Below are 12,427 nucleotides of genomic sequence, written 5' to 3' on the forward strand. Positions count from 1 at the left end.
ATCTCCGAGGAGCAGAGAGTCTGAGGGAAACCCACATGGCAATTCGTAAGAGCAAGCCGACCACTCCCGGTCGTCGCGGCTCGAGTGGCGCCGACTTCGTCGAGGTCACCCGGTCCACGCCGGAGAAGTCCCTGGTGCGCCCGCTGTCCAAGTCCGGCGGCCGCAACAGCAACGGTCGTATCACCTCCCGTCACCGGGGCGGCGGCCACAAGCGGGCCTACCGCGTGATCGACTTCCGCCGTCACGACAAGGACGGCGTCAAGGCCAAGGTCGCTCACATCGAGTACGACCCCAACCGCACCGCGCGCATCGCGCTGCTGCACTACCTGGACGGCGAGAAGCGCTACATCCTCGCGCCGGCCAAGCTGCGTCAGGGCGACTGGATCGAGAACGGCGTCGGCGCCGACATCAAGCCCGGCAACAACCTGCCGCTCAAGAACATCCCGCTCGGCACCGTGGTGCACGCGATCGAGCTCCGCCCCGGCGGCGGCGCGAAGATCGCCCGCTCCGCCGGCGCCTCCGTGCAGCTCGTCGCCAAGGAGGGCCCGTACGCCCAGCTGCGTATGCCCTCCGGCGAGATCCGGAACGTCGACGCCCGCTGCCGCGCCACCATCGGCGAGGTCGGCAACGCCGAGCAGTCCAACATCAACTGGGGCAAGGCCGGCCGCATGCGGTGGAAGGGCAAGCGCCCCCACGTCCGCGGTGTGGTCATGAACCCCGTCGATCACCCCCATGGTGGTGGCGAGGGCCGCACCTCGGGTGGTCGTCATCCGGTGTCGCCCTGGGGTCAGCCCGAGGGCCGTACCCGAAAGCCGGGCAAGGAGAGCGACAAGCTCATCGTGCGCCGTCGTCGGACCGGCAAGAAGCGCTGATAGGGAGAACCGCACATGCCTCGCAGTATTTCCAAGGGCCCGTTCGTGGACGACCACCTTCAGAAGAAGGTGGACGCCCAGAACGAGAAGGGCACCAAGAACCTCATCAAGACCTGGTCGCGTCGTTCGGTGATCACCCCGGACTTCCTCGGCCACACCTTCGCAGTGCACGACGGTCGCAAGCACGTCTCGGTGTTCGTCACCGAGTCGATGGTCGGCCACAAGCTCGGCGAGTTCGCCCCCACGCGGACTTTCAAGGGCCACGAGAAGGACGACAAGAAGGGCCGTCGTCGCTGACATGACGTCAGCAGCGACTGCACTTCTCGAACTCGAGAGAAAGCAGGAAGCAATGGAAGCCAAGGCGCAGGTGCGGTACCTCCGCATGTCGCCCATGAAGGCTCGCCGCGTTGTGGACCTGATTCGTGGCAAGAGCACGGCCGAGGCCCTGGACACCCTGCGGTTCGCCCCGCAGGCGGCCAGCGAGCCCGTCCTGAAGCTCGTGGAGTCCGCGATCGCCAACGCGCGGGTGAAGGCAGACCAGGCGGGGGAGCGCTTCGACGAGCGCGAGCTCGTCGTGTCCGCCGCATTCGTCGACGAGGGTCCGACCATGAAGCGGTTCCAGCCGCGTGCTCAGGGTCGTGCCTTCCAGATCAAGAAGCGCACCAGCCACGTCACCGTGGTGGTCGCTCCCGTGAACAAGTAAGGAGTCCCGAATGGGCCAGAAGGTCAATCCGAACGGGTTCCGCCTCGGGATCACCACGGAGCACAGCAGCCGGTGGTTCGCCGACTCCTCGAAGGAGGGGCAGCGGTACCGCGACTACGTGAAGGAAGACGTCGCGATCCGCAAGCTCATGTCCGAGGGGCTCGAGCGCGCCGGCATCTCCAAGGTCGAGATCGAGCGCACCCGCGATCGCGTCCGCGTCGATCTCCACACCGCCCGCCCGGGCATCGTCATCGGGCGTCGCGGTGCGGAGGCCGAGCGTCTGCGCGGTGAGCTGGAGAAGCTCACCGGCAAGCAGATCCAGCTGAACATCCTCGAGGTCAAGAACCCCGAGGCCGATGCACAGCTGGTCGCCCAGGGCATCGCCGAGCAGCTCGCCGCCCGCGTCTCCTTCCGTCGTGCGATGCGCAAGGGCATGCAGTCCGCGCAGCGCGCCGGCGCGAAGGGCATCCGAGTGGCCGTCTCCGGCCGCCTCGGCGGCGCCGAGATGAGCCGCAACGAGTTCTACCGCGAGGGGCGCGTGCCGCTGCACACCCTCCGTGCGAACATCGACTACGGCTTCTACGAGGCCCGCACCGCCTTCGGCCGCATCGGCGTGAAGGTCTGGATCTACAAGGGCGACGTCACCGCCAAGGAGCTCGCGGCCCAGCAGGCCGCCTCGCAGGGTCCCCGCTCCGGCGGACGCGGCCCGCGTGCCGAGCGCCCGCGCGGTCGTCGCAACGAGCGCAACGCCGCTGCCCGTCGTGAGAACAACGAGTCTGCCCCGCAGACCGCTGCTCCCGCCGAGCAGGCCGCGGCTCCCGCGCAGCAGCCCGGAACGGAGGCCTGAGCGACATGCTGATCCCTCGCAGGACCAAGCACCGCAAGCAGCACCACCCGACCCGCAGCGGCATGGCCAAGGGCGGCACCGATCTGGCATTCGGTGAGTACGGCATCCAGGCGCTCGCGCCGGCGTACGTCACCAACCGTCAGATCGAGGCGGCTCGTATCGCCATGACCCGCTACATGAAGCGTGGCGGCAAGGTGTTCATCAACATCTACCCCGATCGTCCGCTCACCAAGAAGCCTGCCGAGGTCCGCATGGGCTCCGGCAAGGGCTCGGTCGAGTGGTGGATCGCCAACATCAAGCCGGGACGCGTCATGTTCGAGGTCGCCGGCGTCGAGGAGGAGGTGGCTCGCGAGGCTCTGCGCCTGGCGATGCACAAGCTCCCCATGAAGTGCCGCATCCTGAGCCGAGAGAGTGGTGACATCTGATGGCAGCGACCAAGCTCACCGCCGATGAACTCGACAAGCTGGACGACTCCAAGCTGGCCGAGGAACTGGCGAAGGCGAAGGACGAGCTGTTCAAGCTCCGTTTCCAGAACGCCACCGGTCAGCTCGAGAGCTCCGGCCGTCTGCGGTCCGTCAAGAAGGACATCGCACGGATCTACACGATCCTGCGCGAGCGCGAGCTGGGCATCCGTCAGGCGCCCGGCGCCGCCGAGTGACCCCGGAGCGAGGAACTGAGATGACTGAGAACAACCAGGCCGTGACCCCGGCCGTCGAGGATCTCGCGAAGGAGGGTGCGCAGGCGTCGTCCGCCGAGCGTCCCTACCGCAAGACCCTGCGCGGCTACGTGGTCTCCGACAAGATGGACAAGACGATCGTGGTCGAGGTCGAGGAGCGTGTGAAGCACGCCCGCTACGGCAAGGTCACGACCAAGACGAGCAAGTTCAAGGCCCACGACGAGGAGAACACCGCCGGCATCGGCGATCACGTCCTCGTCATGGAGACCCGTCCGCTCTCCGCGTCCAAGCGGTGGCGGCTGGTCGAGATCCTCGAGCGCGCCAAGTGATCCGCCGGCGGTCCGCGTGATCGCCCGGCAGCACTGAGAAGGGCCGGTCCTCCCCACGGGGAGGGCCGGCCCTTCTTCTGCATCCGGGGCTCAGCCCGGAAGGTCGCCGAGGTGCACCAGGAGCGCACCGGCCAGAGCGTCCTCGGCCTCCGGGGCGGCGACCTCGCGCAGCTCCCCGTCCCTGACGCGCAGCTCCACGACGAATCCGCCGTCCTCCCTCCGCCGGAGTGCGGAGAAGGCGGCGCCGAGCGCCTCGCGCAGCTGGTCCTCCCGCGGCAGCCACACCGCCTCGTCCTGCTCCACGGAGTCCAGCGCCCATTCGGTCGTGCCGTTGAAGCGCAGGACGCGGGTGCCGGTGCGCCCTCTGCCCACCTCCACCACCATCGAGGAGAGCATGAACGCCTCCTCGCGCAGCAGCGCGTTGTCGATCGCGAAGAGGTCCCCGTCGGCCGGTTCCCAGGGCAGATCCGCGTCTCGGAGCCGTCTGGCCACATCGATGTCGATCATGGGGAGAAACCTACGCCCCTGCCGGGTGTCGGCACCATGCTCCAGGTCCGGGGACCGGATCGCCGGAGGGTGTGAGGACGCCCCCCGCGCGCAGGAGAGCAAGCACACACGAGGGAGCCCGCCCCGCAGGGGTGACAGTTCCGGGGGCGGAGCGTAGTCTTGAACGGTTGCCGGAGGACTGCGCCCCGCCCCATGGTGGTGGTGCCCGATTCCGCGACAGGATCCGGGACACCCGATCCGTCCTCGCCGGAGACCTCGCACGAGAGGCGAACGCCGCGCGTTCACCACGCCAGTGCCTGAGTCCGGCAGAGGGTTTTTTGGTGCCCGGGACCCGTCGGCGGCGACGTCCCGGCGCGGCAGCGTCCATGGCGGCGCCGAGCAAGGTCCATATTCCGTTCCGCCAGGCTCGGCCGGCCCGCTCCCGCGGGCCGGAAGAGAACCGGTGAGACGATAGGAGAACGAGTGATTCAGCAGGAGTCGCGACTGAAGGTCGCCGACAACACGGGTGCCAAGGAGATTCTCTGCATCCGTGTTCTCGGTGGCTCCGGTCGCCGTTACGCCAGCATCGGCGACACCATCGTGGCGACCGTCAAGGACGCCATCCCCGGTGGCAACGTCAAGAAGGGCGACGTCGTCAAGGCGGTCGTCGTCCGCACGTCCAAGGAGGTCCGTCGCATCGACGGCTCCTACATCCGCTTCGACGAGAACGCGGCGGTCATCCTCAAGACCGACGGCGAGCCGCGCGGTACCCGCATCTTCGGCCCCGTCGGCCGCGAGCTGCGCGACAAGCGCTTCATGAAGATCGTCTCGCTGGCACCGGAGGTGCTGTGACATGGCAAAGATGAAGATCAAGAAGGGCGATCTCGTCCAGGTCATCACGGGCCGCACGAGCGACGCCGACAAGGCCGCCGCACGTGGCCTCGAGGCCGGCGACAAGGGCAAGCAGGGTCGCGTCCTGCAGGTGTTCCCCGATACCCAGCGCGTGCTGGTCGAGGGCATCAACCGCCGCACCCATCACGTCAAGCCGAACCAGGCCGGCGGCGCGGGCGGCATCGAGCAGCGCGAGGCCCCCATCCACGTCTCCAACGTGGCCCTGGTCGACCCGGAGGACAACAAGCCGACCAAGATCGGCTACCGCGTCGAGACCGTCGAGCTCGAGAACGGCCGCACCAAGCAGGTGCGCGTCCGCTTCGCCAAGCGCTCCGGGAAGGACATCTGATGAGCGAGACCGCCACCCAGGCGCCCACCCCGCGTCTGAAGACGAAGTACAACGACACCATCAAGGCGCAGCTGACCGAGCAGTTCGGCTACGAGAACGTCATGCTGGTGCCCGGCCTGACCAAGATCGTCGTGAACATGGGCGTCGGCGACGCCGCACGCGACTCGAAGGTCATCGACGGCGCCATCAAGGACCTCGCCGCCATCACCGGCCAGAAGCCCCAGGTCACCAAGGCTCGCAAGTCCATCGCGCAGTTCAAGCTGCGTGAGGGCATGCCGATCGGTGCGCACGTCACGCTGCGCAACGCTCGCATGTGGGAGTTCCTGGACCGTCTGCTCTCGACCGCGCTCCCGCGAATCCGCGACTTCCGCGGCCTCTCGCCGAAGCACTTCGACGGCAACGGCAACTACACCTTCGGTCTCACGGAGCAGGTCATGTTCCACGAGATCGACCAGGACAAGATCGACCGCGTCCGAGGCATGGACATCACGGTCGTCACCACCGCGAAGACCGACGACGAGGGGCGCGCGCTGCTCAAGCTGCTCGGCTTCCCCTTCAAGGAGGAGAACTGATATGGCGAAGACAGCCCTGATCAAGAAGTCGGAGCGCAAGCCGAAGTTCGCGGTGCGCGCCTACACCCGGTGCCAGCGCTGCGGTCGGCCCCACTCGGTCTACCGCAAGTTCGGCCTCTGCCGCGTGTGCCTGCGCGAGATGGCTCACCGCGGCGAGCTCCCCGGCGTCACCAAGAGCAGCTGGTAAGGACTACCGCCACAGGTCCCACGGCCCCGTCACGGGGCGTAGGGGAAACCAGGTGAGGAAGAAGCAACAGACATGACCATGACCGACCCGATCGCGGACATGCTCACGCGGATCAGGAACGCCTCCGGGGCGTACCACGAGACCGCGTCCATGCCGTATTCGAAGCTCAAGGCCCGCATCGCGGACATCCTGAAGGCAGAGGGCTACATCCTCGGCTGGCGTGAGGAGGAGGCCGAGGTGGGCAAGTCGCTCGTCCTCGAGCTCAAGTACTCCGACAGCCGCGAGCGCGCCATCTCCGGGATCCGCCGCATCTCGAAGCCGGGCCTGCGCGTGTACGCGAAGTCCACCAACCTGCCCAAGGTCCTCGGCGGACTGGGCGTGGCGATCCTGTCCACGTCCTCCGGCCTCCTGACCGACAAGCAGGCTGCCAAGAAGGGTGTGGGTGGGGAAGTCCTCGCCTACATCTGGTGAGCGGGAGAGGAGACCACTAGCTATGTCCCGCATCGGACGCCTGCCGGTCGCAGTGCCGGCCTCTGTCCAGAACGTCACCATCGAGGACCGCACCGTCACGGTGACCGGCCCCAAGGGCGAGTTCACCCACGAGGTGCCCGCGCCCCTGACCGTCACGCGCGACGACGAGGGCAACATCGTCGTCTCGCGTCCCGATGACGAGCAGGAGAGCCGTGCGCTGCACGGTCTGACCCGCACGCTCATCAACAACATCGTCCTCGGCGTCACCGAGGGCTTCACGAAGAAGCTGGAGATCGTCGGCACGGGCTACCGCGTCGTCGCGAAGGGCACGGACCTCGAGTTCGCGCTCGGCTTCTCCCACCCCGTCACGGTGAAGGCGCCCGAGGGCATCACCTTCGCCGTCGAGTCGCCGACCAAGTTCTCGGTCAGCGGCATCTCGAAGCAGCAGGTCGGGCACGTGGCCGCGAAGATCCGCGGGATCCGTCCGCCGGAGCCCTACAAGGGCAAGGGCGTGCGGTACGCCGACGAGGTCGTGCTCCGCAAGGCCGGAAAGGCTGGTAAGTGACCATGGGTTACGCACTCAAGCACACCAAGGGCAACCGCGGCAGCAAGCTGCGCTCGCGCGGTCGTCGTCACCTCCGCGTCCGTCGCCGCGTCATCGGCACCGCCCAGCGTCCGCGCCTGGTGGTCACCCGTTCGTCGCGTCACGTCTTCGTGCAGGTCGTCGACGACTCCCTCGGCAAGACCATCGCGTCGGCCTCCACCATGGAGGCGGACCTCCGCGGCGCCGAGGCGACGAAGTCGGACAAGGCCCGCACCGTCGGCACCCTGGTCGCCGGGCGCGCCAAGGCCGCCGGCATCGACGCGGTCGTCTTCGACCGCGGTGGCAACAAGTACCACGGCCGCGTGGCCGCCGTCGCCGACGGCGCCCGCGAGGCCGGCCTGGCGCTGTGACCGCCGCCCGGACACAGGACGAGAAGAGGATCTGAATATGGCTGCACAGCAGCGTAGCAACGGTCCCGCGGCCTCCGGCCGACGGGACGACAACACCAGCAACAGCAACAACGAGCGCGGCGGCCGCCAGGGCGGCGACCGCGGCGGCCGTCAGGGTGGTCGCGGTCGCGGTCAGGACGCCGAGAAGTCGGCGTTCCTGGAGCGCGTCGTGAGCATCAACCGCGTCTCCAAGGTCGTCAAGGGCGGCCGTCGCTTCGCCTTCACCGCCCTCGTGGTGGTCGGCGACGGTGACGGCACCGTCGGCGTCGGCTACGGCAAGGCCAAGGAGGTGCCGGCGGCGATCTCCAAGGGCGTCGAGGAGGCGAAGAAGAACTTCTTCCGCGTCCCACGCGTCCAGGGCACCGTCGTTCACCCGGTCCAGGGCGAGGATGCGGCGGGCGTCGTCCTGCTGCGCCCGGCAGCCCCCGGCACCGGCGTGATCGCCGGCGGTCCGGTCCGCGCCGTGCTCGAGTGCGCCGGAGTGCACGACGTGCTCTCCAAGTCGCTCGGCTCGACCAACGCGATCAACATCGTGCGGGCCACCGTCGACGCCCTCAAGCAGCTCGAGGAGCCGGAGGCCGTGGCCGCGCGTCGTGGTCTCGCGGTCGAGGACGTCGCCCCGGCGGCGCTCCTGCGGGCCCAGGCCGAGGGTCGCGCCGCGGCCCGTGCCGAGAAGGTGGGTGCGTGATGCAGATCAAGGTCACCCAGACCCGTTCCGAGATCGGCGGCACCCAGAGCCAGCGAGCCACCCTGCGCGGCCTCGGCCTCAAGCGCATCGGTGACACGGTGGTGAAGGAAGACCGCCCCGAGATCCGCGGCATGATCCGCACCGTCACCCACCTGGTGACGTTCGAAGAGGTGGAGTGAATCTCATGAGCATCGAGGACCAGAACGCAGCAACCCCTCTGAAGCTCCACGACCTGCGCCCCGCGCCCGGTTCCAAGACCGCGCGCACCCGCGTCGGCCGTGGTGAGGCTTCGAAGGGCAAGACGGCCGGTCGAGGCACCAAGGGCACCAAGGCCCGCTACCAGGTGCCCGTCGGCTTCGAGGGCGGGCAGATGCCGCTGCACATGCGGCTGCCGAAGCTTCGCGGCTTCACCAACCCCTTCCGCGTCGAGTACCAGGTCGTGAACCTGTCGACCCTGCAGGAGCTGTTCCCCGAGGGCGGCACCGTCACGGTCGAGGACCTCGTCGCCAAGGGCGCTGTCCGCAAGAACCAGCCCGTGAAGGTGCTGGGCCAGGGAGAGGTGAGCGTCAAGCTCGACATCACCGCTCAGAAGTTCTCCGCCTCGGCGGAGCAGAAGATCGCGGCGGCCGGCGGGTCCGTCACCACCGCGTGACATCTTTTTGACGGGCACCGCGGCACAGACTTAGTCTGAGCCGCGGTGCCCTGTCGTCATTCCAGGGCCGGTCCGAGAGTCCGCGTGCACCACGCGGCCGCAGGACGGCCGACCACCGCCTCGGCCCCGTCCCAGGACCTCCAGGAGGGAATCAGGTGAACTCGTTCGTGCGCGCGCTGCGCACCCCCGAGCTGAGGGCGAAGATCCTCTTCACGCTCGGTCTGATCGCCGTCTATCGACTCGGCGTCTTCATCCCCACCCCGGGATTCGACGCCACCAACGTCATGATGTGCGCGGATCAGGCCGCCTCGGGCCAGGGCGCCAACGTGCTGGGCATGGTCAACATGTTCTCCGGCGGCGCGCTGCTGCAGCTGTCCATCTTCTCCCTCGGCGTGATGCCGTACATCACCGCCTCGATCATCGTGCAGCTCCTGCGCGTGGTGATCCCGCGGTTCGAGGCACTCCACAAGGAGGGCGCCTCCGGCACCGCCAAGCTCACCCAGTACACCCGCTATCTCACGATCGGCCTGGGCGTCCTCCAGGCCACCACGATCATCACGCTGGTGCGCTCGGGCAACTTCTTCGTCGGCTGCACCCTCGAGCTCGTCCCCGACCAGTCGATCCCGACCCTGCTGCTCATGGTCATGACCATGACCGTCGGCACCGTCCTGATCATGTTCATGGGCGAGATGATCACCGAGCGCGGCGTCGGCAACGGCATGTCGCTGATGATCTTCTCGTCCATCGCGGCGAGCTTCCCCTCCGCCTTCGGGCAGGTCTGGCAGCTCAAGGGCTGGATCACCTTCTCCCTCGTGATGCTCGTGGGCCTGCTGATCATGGTCGGCATGGTCTTCGTCGAGCAGTCCCAGCGCCGCATCCCCGTGCAGTACGCCAAGCGCATGGTGGGACGGCGCATGTACGGCGGGACCTCGACCTACATCCCGATCAAGGTCAACCAGGCCGGCGTCATCCCCGTCATCTTCGCCTCCTCGATCCTCGCGCTGCCGCAGATGGCCGCCTCCTTCGGCGACCCGTCGGCCGGATGGGTGCAGTGGATCAACTCGCACCTCGTCCTCGGCCAGTCCTTCTCGTGGATCTACGCGGTGGTCTACGTGGCGCTGATCGTCTTCTTCGCGTTCTTCTACGTCTCGATCACCTTCAACGCGGAGGAGATCGCCGACAACATGAAGAAGTACGGCGGCTTCGTCCCCAACGTGCGCGCGGGCAGGCCCACCGAGCGTTACCTGCGCTACGTCATCAACCGCATCCAGAGCGGCGGCGCCGTCTATCTCGCGGTGATCTGCCTGATCCCGCTGGTCGCGCTGTTCTACCTCGGCACCTCGCAGGACTTCCCGCTGGGCGGCGTCTCCCTCCTGATCGTGATCGGCGTGGGACTGGACACCGTCAAGCAGATCGACGCGAAGCTCCAGCAGCACCACTACGAAGGGATTCTCCGGTGACCACCCCCACCGCCTCGAACGGCTCGACCGCCCCCGCCCGTCGCCTGCTGATCGTCGGCCCGCCCGGAGCGGGCAAGGGCACCCAGGCCGTGCGCATCGCGGAGGAGCTCTCGATCCCCGCGATCTCCACCGGCGACATCTTCCGCGCGAACGTTTCGGGGCAGACCGAGCTCGGCGTCCTCGCGAAGTCCTACATGGACAAGGGCGAGTACGTCCCGGACTCCGTCACCAACGACATGGTCCGCTCGCGCCTGGCCGAGGCCGACGCCCGGGACGGCTTCCTGCTGGACGGGTACCCCCGCACCCTCGACCAGGTCGAGGCGCTCGACGACATGCTCGCCGAGCTCGGCACCCCGCTGGACCTCGTGCTGCTGCTCGTGGTCGAGCAGGAGGAGGTCGTGCAGCGCCTGCTGGCGCGCGGCGCCGAGCAGGGCCGCAGCGACGACACCGAGGAGACGATCCGACGCCGCCTCGAGGTCTACGCCGAGCAGACCGCCCCGCTGATCGACGTCTACGAGCAGCGCGGCCTGGTGCGCCGCGTGGACGGCATGGCCCCGATCGACGAGGTCACCGCCGCGCTGCGCGAGGCCCTCGGCGCCCGATGAGCCTCCTGCCCGAACGGGTGGAGTGGAAGACGCCCGAGCAGATCGCGGTGATGCGGCGCAGCGGCCACCTCCTGCACCGCGTCCACGACATGCTCGAGTCCGAGATCCGCCCCGGGATCACCACGGACGAGCTCGACTCCCTCGCCCACACGATGATCCGCGACGCGGGGGCGACACCGAACTTCCTGGGCTACCAGGGCTACCCGGCCACGCTCTGCATCAGCGTCAACGACGTGGTGGTCCACGGCATCCCCGACGCCCGCCCCCTCGAGGAGGGGGACGTCGTCTCCATCGACGGGGGCCTGATCATCGACGGCTGGCACTCGGACGCGGCCCGTACCCACATCGTCGGCCGGCCCCGCTCGGTCGGCGACGAGGACCTGGTGCGGATCACCGAGGAGGCGCTCTGGGCCGGGATCGCGGCGCTCGCCACCGCCGAGCGCGTGGGCGACGTCGGCGCCGCGATCGAGGACTACGTCGAGCAGGCGGCGGGGGAGTCCCTCTCCCACCTCGAGGGCTTCGGCGGCCACGGCATCGGCACCGCGATGCACCAGGCGCCCGATGTCATGAACTACCGGGTCCGCTCCCGCGGACCGAAGGTGCGCCCGGGTCTGTGCGTCGCGATCGAGCCGATGCTGATCCAGGGCCAGGGGAACTGGGAGCTCGAGGACGACGAGTGGACGGTCCGCGCCACCTGCGGCGGCCGCGCCGCCCACGCCGAGCACTCGGTCGCCGTGACCGAGCAGGGGCTGCTGGTGCTGACCGCCGGCGACGGGGGAGCGGCCGAGCTCGCCCGGCGCGGGGTCGTCGCCGCGCCCGATCCCCTCGCGGCCTGAGCCGGCAGGCTCCGTCCGCCCGCTGCGGGGTCGTCCCGTCCACGGGCGCGGAGGGGGAGCGGGGCCGACGTGATGGGCATCATCGCGTCGGCCCTCGCCGAATCCGGACCTCGCGTGTAGGCTGGTCCATCGGGTGTGCTCCGATCGCGCGTGCGAACGTGTGCTCGTGCAGTCCCGTCGTGCCGTCCGTCCGGCAGGTCCTCGAGGCCGCAGGGCGAGGCCGACGCGCTGCCTCGGCGCCACCCTCGTCGATCACCGTACCGTCACCCGACGGTCGGTGTGCAGGGCCTGGGGAACCAGGAACCAAGTACGCGGAACTCGGCCCCGGCTTCGCCGGAGGCGGGAGATTGGGGAGGCATGGCGAAGAAGGACGGAGTGATCGAGGTCGAGGGCACGGTCACGGAGGCGCTCGCGAACGCGCGCTTCCGCGTCGAGCTCGACAACGGGCACATGGTGCTCGCGCACATCTCCGGAAAGATGCGCCAGCACTACATCCGCATCCTTCCCGAGGACCGTGTGGTCGTCGAGCTGAGCCCCTATGACCTCGACCGGGGCCGCATCGTCTACCGCTACAAGTGATCGTCCCGGGAGAAGGAAAGCTATGAAGGTCAAGCCGAGCGTCAAGCCGATCTGTGACAACTGCAAGGTGATCCGTCGCCACTCGCGCGTCATGGTCATCTGCTCGAACCCCCGTCACAAGCAGCGCCAGGGCTGAGCGGAGCGATCCGCCCGTCCCGGCTCCTGCCGTGACAGCCGCCGTCAGGCGGCACGCCCCGCAGCGCGGGGCATCGCGCCCGCATCGCGGGCACC

General features: G+C 68.6%; 23 protein-coding genes. 22 read left to right on the forward strand and 1 reads right to left on the reverse strand.

Translation table 11 applies throughout. From position 1 onward, the window contains the following. Positions 1-35: 35 nt before the first annotated feature. Genes rplB through rpsQ form a run of 7 tightly spaced genes read left to right on the forward strand, consistent with a single transcriptional unit; the run spans position 36 to position 3,427 of the window. Positions 36-872 carry a 50S ribosomal protein L2 gene (gene rplB, locus RBL05_RS14520; RefSeq protein WP_010550330.1) on the forward strand — a complete coding sequence of 279 codons (837 nt, stop codon included), beginning with the start codon at positions 36-38 and terminating at the stop codon, positions 870-872. A 15-nt stretch (positions 873-887) separates the two neighbouring features. Further along, positions 888-1,169, forward strand: a complete 282-nt coding sequence (gene rpsS, locus RBL05_RS14525) for a 30S ribosomal protein S19 (RefSeq protein ID WP_010550329.1) — start codon at positions 888-890, stop codon at positions 1,167-1,169. A 52-nt stretch (positions 1,170-1,221) separates the two neighbouring features. Next, on the forward strand, positions 1,222-1,575 hold the full coding sequence (gene rplV / locus RBL05_RS14530; RefSeq protein WP_010550328.1) for a 50S ribosomal protein L22: 354 nt from the start codon (positions 1,222-1,224) through the stop codon (positions 1,573-1,575). A 10-nt stretch (positions 1,576-1,585) separates the two neighbouring features. Beyond that, the gene (rpsC, locus tag RBL05_RS14535) at positions 1,586-2,422 is read left to right on the forward strand and encodes a 30S ribosomal protein S3 (protein WP_053917131.1); all 837 of its coding nucleotides are present in this window, start codon (positions 1,586-1,588) and stop codon (positions 2,420-2,422) included. A gap of 5 nt (positions 2,423-2,427) precedes the next feature. Continuing rightward, entirely contained in the window at positions 2,428-2,847 is a 420-nt protein-coding gene (gene rplP, locus RBL05_RS14540; protein ID WP_115413539.1) for a 50S ribosomal protein L16, read from the forward strand. After that, positions 2,847-3,080: a 50S ribosomal protein L29 gene (gene rpmC, locus RBL05_RS14545; RefSeq protein ID WP_010550325.1), complete on the forward strand. Its 234-nt coding sequence runs from the start codon at positions 2,847-2,849 to the stop codon at positions 3,078-3,080. Before rplP ends, rpmC begins: the two co-directional genes overlap by 1 nt. A 20-nt stretch (positions 3,081-3,100) precedes the next feature. Beyond that, positions 3,101-3,427, forward strand: coding sequence for a 30S ribosomal protein S17 (rpsQ, locus tag RBL05_RS14550; RefSeq protein WP_308738867.1), 327 nt, complete (start codon positions 3,101-3,103; stop codon positions 3,425-3,427). A gap of 90 nt (positions 3,428-3,517) precedes the next feature. Here rpsQ and RBL05_RS14555 read toward each other — a convergent pair whose 3' ends face one another. After that, entirely contained in the window at positions 3,518-3,934 is a 417-nt protein-coding gene (locus tag RBL05_RS14555; protein WP_308738866.1) for a hypothetical protein, read from the reverse strand. Between the two features lie 462 nt (positions 3,935-4,396). Here RBL05_RS14555 and rplN point away from each other — a divergent pair, with 462 nt between their 5' ends. The 15 genes from rplN (at position 4,397) to rpmJ (ending at position 12,332) form a co-directional block, all read left to right on the forward strand. Beyond that, positions 4,397-4,765: a 50S ribosomal protein L14 gene (gene rplN / locus RBL05_RS14560; protein WP_010550321.1), complete on the forward strand. Its 369-nt coding sequence runs from the start codon at positions 4,397-4,399 to the stop codon at positions 4,763-4,765. Between the two features lies 1 nt (position 4,766). Next, the gene (gene rplX, locus RBL05_RS14565; RefSeq protein ID WP_062947604.1) at positions 4,767-5,153 is read left to right on the forward strand and encodes a 50S ribosomal protein L24; all 387 of its coding nucleotides are present in this window, start codon (positions 4,767-4,769) and stop codon (positions 5,151-5,153) included. Then, positions 5,153-5,725, forward strand: coding sequence for a 50S ribosomal protein L5 (gene rplE, locus RBL05_RS14570; RefSeq protein ID WP_010550319.1), 573 nt, complete (start codon positions 5,153-5,155; stop codon positions 5,723-5,725). Before rplX ends, rplE begins: the two co-directional genes overlap by 1 nt. 1 nt (position 5,726) lies before the next feature. Next, entirely contained in the window at positions 5,727-5,912 is a 186-nt protein-coding gene (locus tag RBL05_RS14575) for a type Z 30S ribosomal protein S14 (RefSeq protein WP_010550318.1), read from the forward strand. Between the two features lie 72 nt (positions 5,913-5,984). Next, positions 5,985-6,383 (forward strand): 30S ribosomal protein S8, encoded by a 399-nt coding sequence (rpsH, locus tag RBL05_RS14580; RefSeq protein WP_010550317.1) that lies wholly within the window; start codon positions 5,985-5,987, stop codon positions 6,381-6,383. 22 nt (positions 6,384-6,405) lie between these two features. Further along, a complete protein-coding gene (gene rplF / locus RBL05_RS14585; RefSeq protein ID WP_308738865.1) occupies positions 6,406-6,948 on the forward strand; it encodes a 50S ribosomal protein L6 in 543 nt (180 codons plus the stop codon). Positions 6,949-6,950: 2 nt separating this feature from the next. Next, a complete protein-coding gene (gene rplR / locus RBL05_RS14590) occupies positions 6,951-7,337 on the forward strand; it encodes a 50S ribosomal protein L18 (RefSeq protein ID WP_308738864.1) in 387 nt (128 codons plus the stop codon). A 37-nt stretch (positions 7,338-7,374) separates the two neighbouring features. Then, a complete protein-coding gene (gene rpsE / locus RBL05_RS14595) occupies positions 7,375-8,064 on the forward strand; it encodes a 30S ribosomal protein S5 (RefSeq protein WP_270409004.1) in 690 nt (229 codons plus the stop codon). Next, positions 8,061-8,243, forward strand: a complete 183-nt coding sequence (rpmD, locus tag RBL05_RS14600) for a 50S ribosomal protein L30 (RefSeq protein ID WP_053917125.1) — start codon at positions 8,061-8,063, stop codon at positions 8,241-8,243. The genes rpsE and rpmD overlap by 4 nt, the downstream gene beginning before the upstream one ends. A 5-nt stretch (positions 8,244-8,248) precedes the next feature. After that, positions 8,249-8,716: a 50S ribosomal protein L15 gene (gene rplO / locus RBL05_RS14605; protein ID WP_010550312.1), complete on the forward strand. Its 468-nt coding sequence runs from the start codon at positions 8,249-8,251 to the stop codon at positions 8,714-8,716. Positions 8,717-8,871: 155 nt separating this feature from the next. Continuing rightward, entirely contained in the window at positions 8,872-10,176 is a 1,305-nt protein-coding gene (gene secY / locus RBL05_RS14610; RefSeq protein WP_308738863.1) for a preprotein translocase subunit SecY, read from the forward strand. After that, positions 10,173-10,781 carry an adenylate kinase gene (locus RBL05_RS14615; RefSeq protein WP_308738862.1) on the forward strand — a complete coding sequence of 203 codons (609 nt, stop codon included), beginning with the start codon at positions 10,173-10,175 and terminating at the stop codon, positions 10,779-10,781. Before secY ends, RBL05_RS14615 begins: the two co-directional genes overlap by 4 nt. Next, on the forward strand, positions 10,778-11,617 hold the full coding sequence (map, locus tag RBL05_RS14620; protein WP_308738861.1) for a type I methionyl aminopeptidase: 840 nt from the start codon (positions 10,778-10,780) through the stop codon (positions 11,615-11,617). The genes RBL05_RS14615 and map overlap by 4 nt, the downstream gene beginning before the upstream one ends. A gap of 357 nt (positions 11,618-11,974) precedes the next feature. Continuing rightward, on the forward strand, positions 11,975-12,196 hold the full coding sequence (infA, locus tag RBL05_RS14625; RefSeq protein WP_010550308.1) for a translation initiation factor IF-1: 222 nt from the start codon (positions 11,975-11,977) through the stop codon (positions 12,194-12,196). A 22-nt stretch (positions 12,197-12,218) separates the two neighbouring features. Continuing rightward, positions 12,219-12,332 (forward strand): 50S ribosomal protein L36, encoded by a 114-nt coding sequence (gene rpmJ, locus RBL05_RS14630; RefSeq protein WP_010532506.1) that lies wholly within the window; start codon positions 12,219-12,221, stop codon positions 12,330-12,332. Positions 12,333-12,427: the final 95 nt, after the last annotated feature.

This window comes from Brachybacterium sp. GU-2 (assembly GCF_030866705.2).
Classification (GTDB): domain Bacteria; phylum Actinomycetota; class Actinomycetes; order Actinomycetales; family Dermabacteraceae; genus Brachybacterium; species Brachybacterium conglomeratum.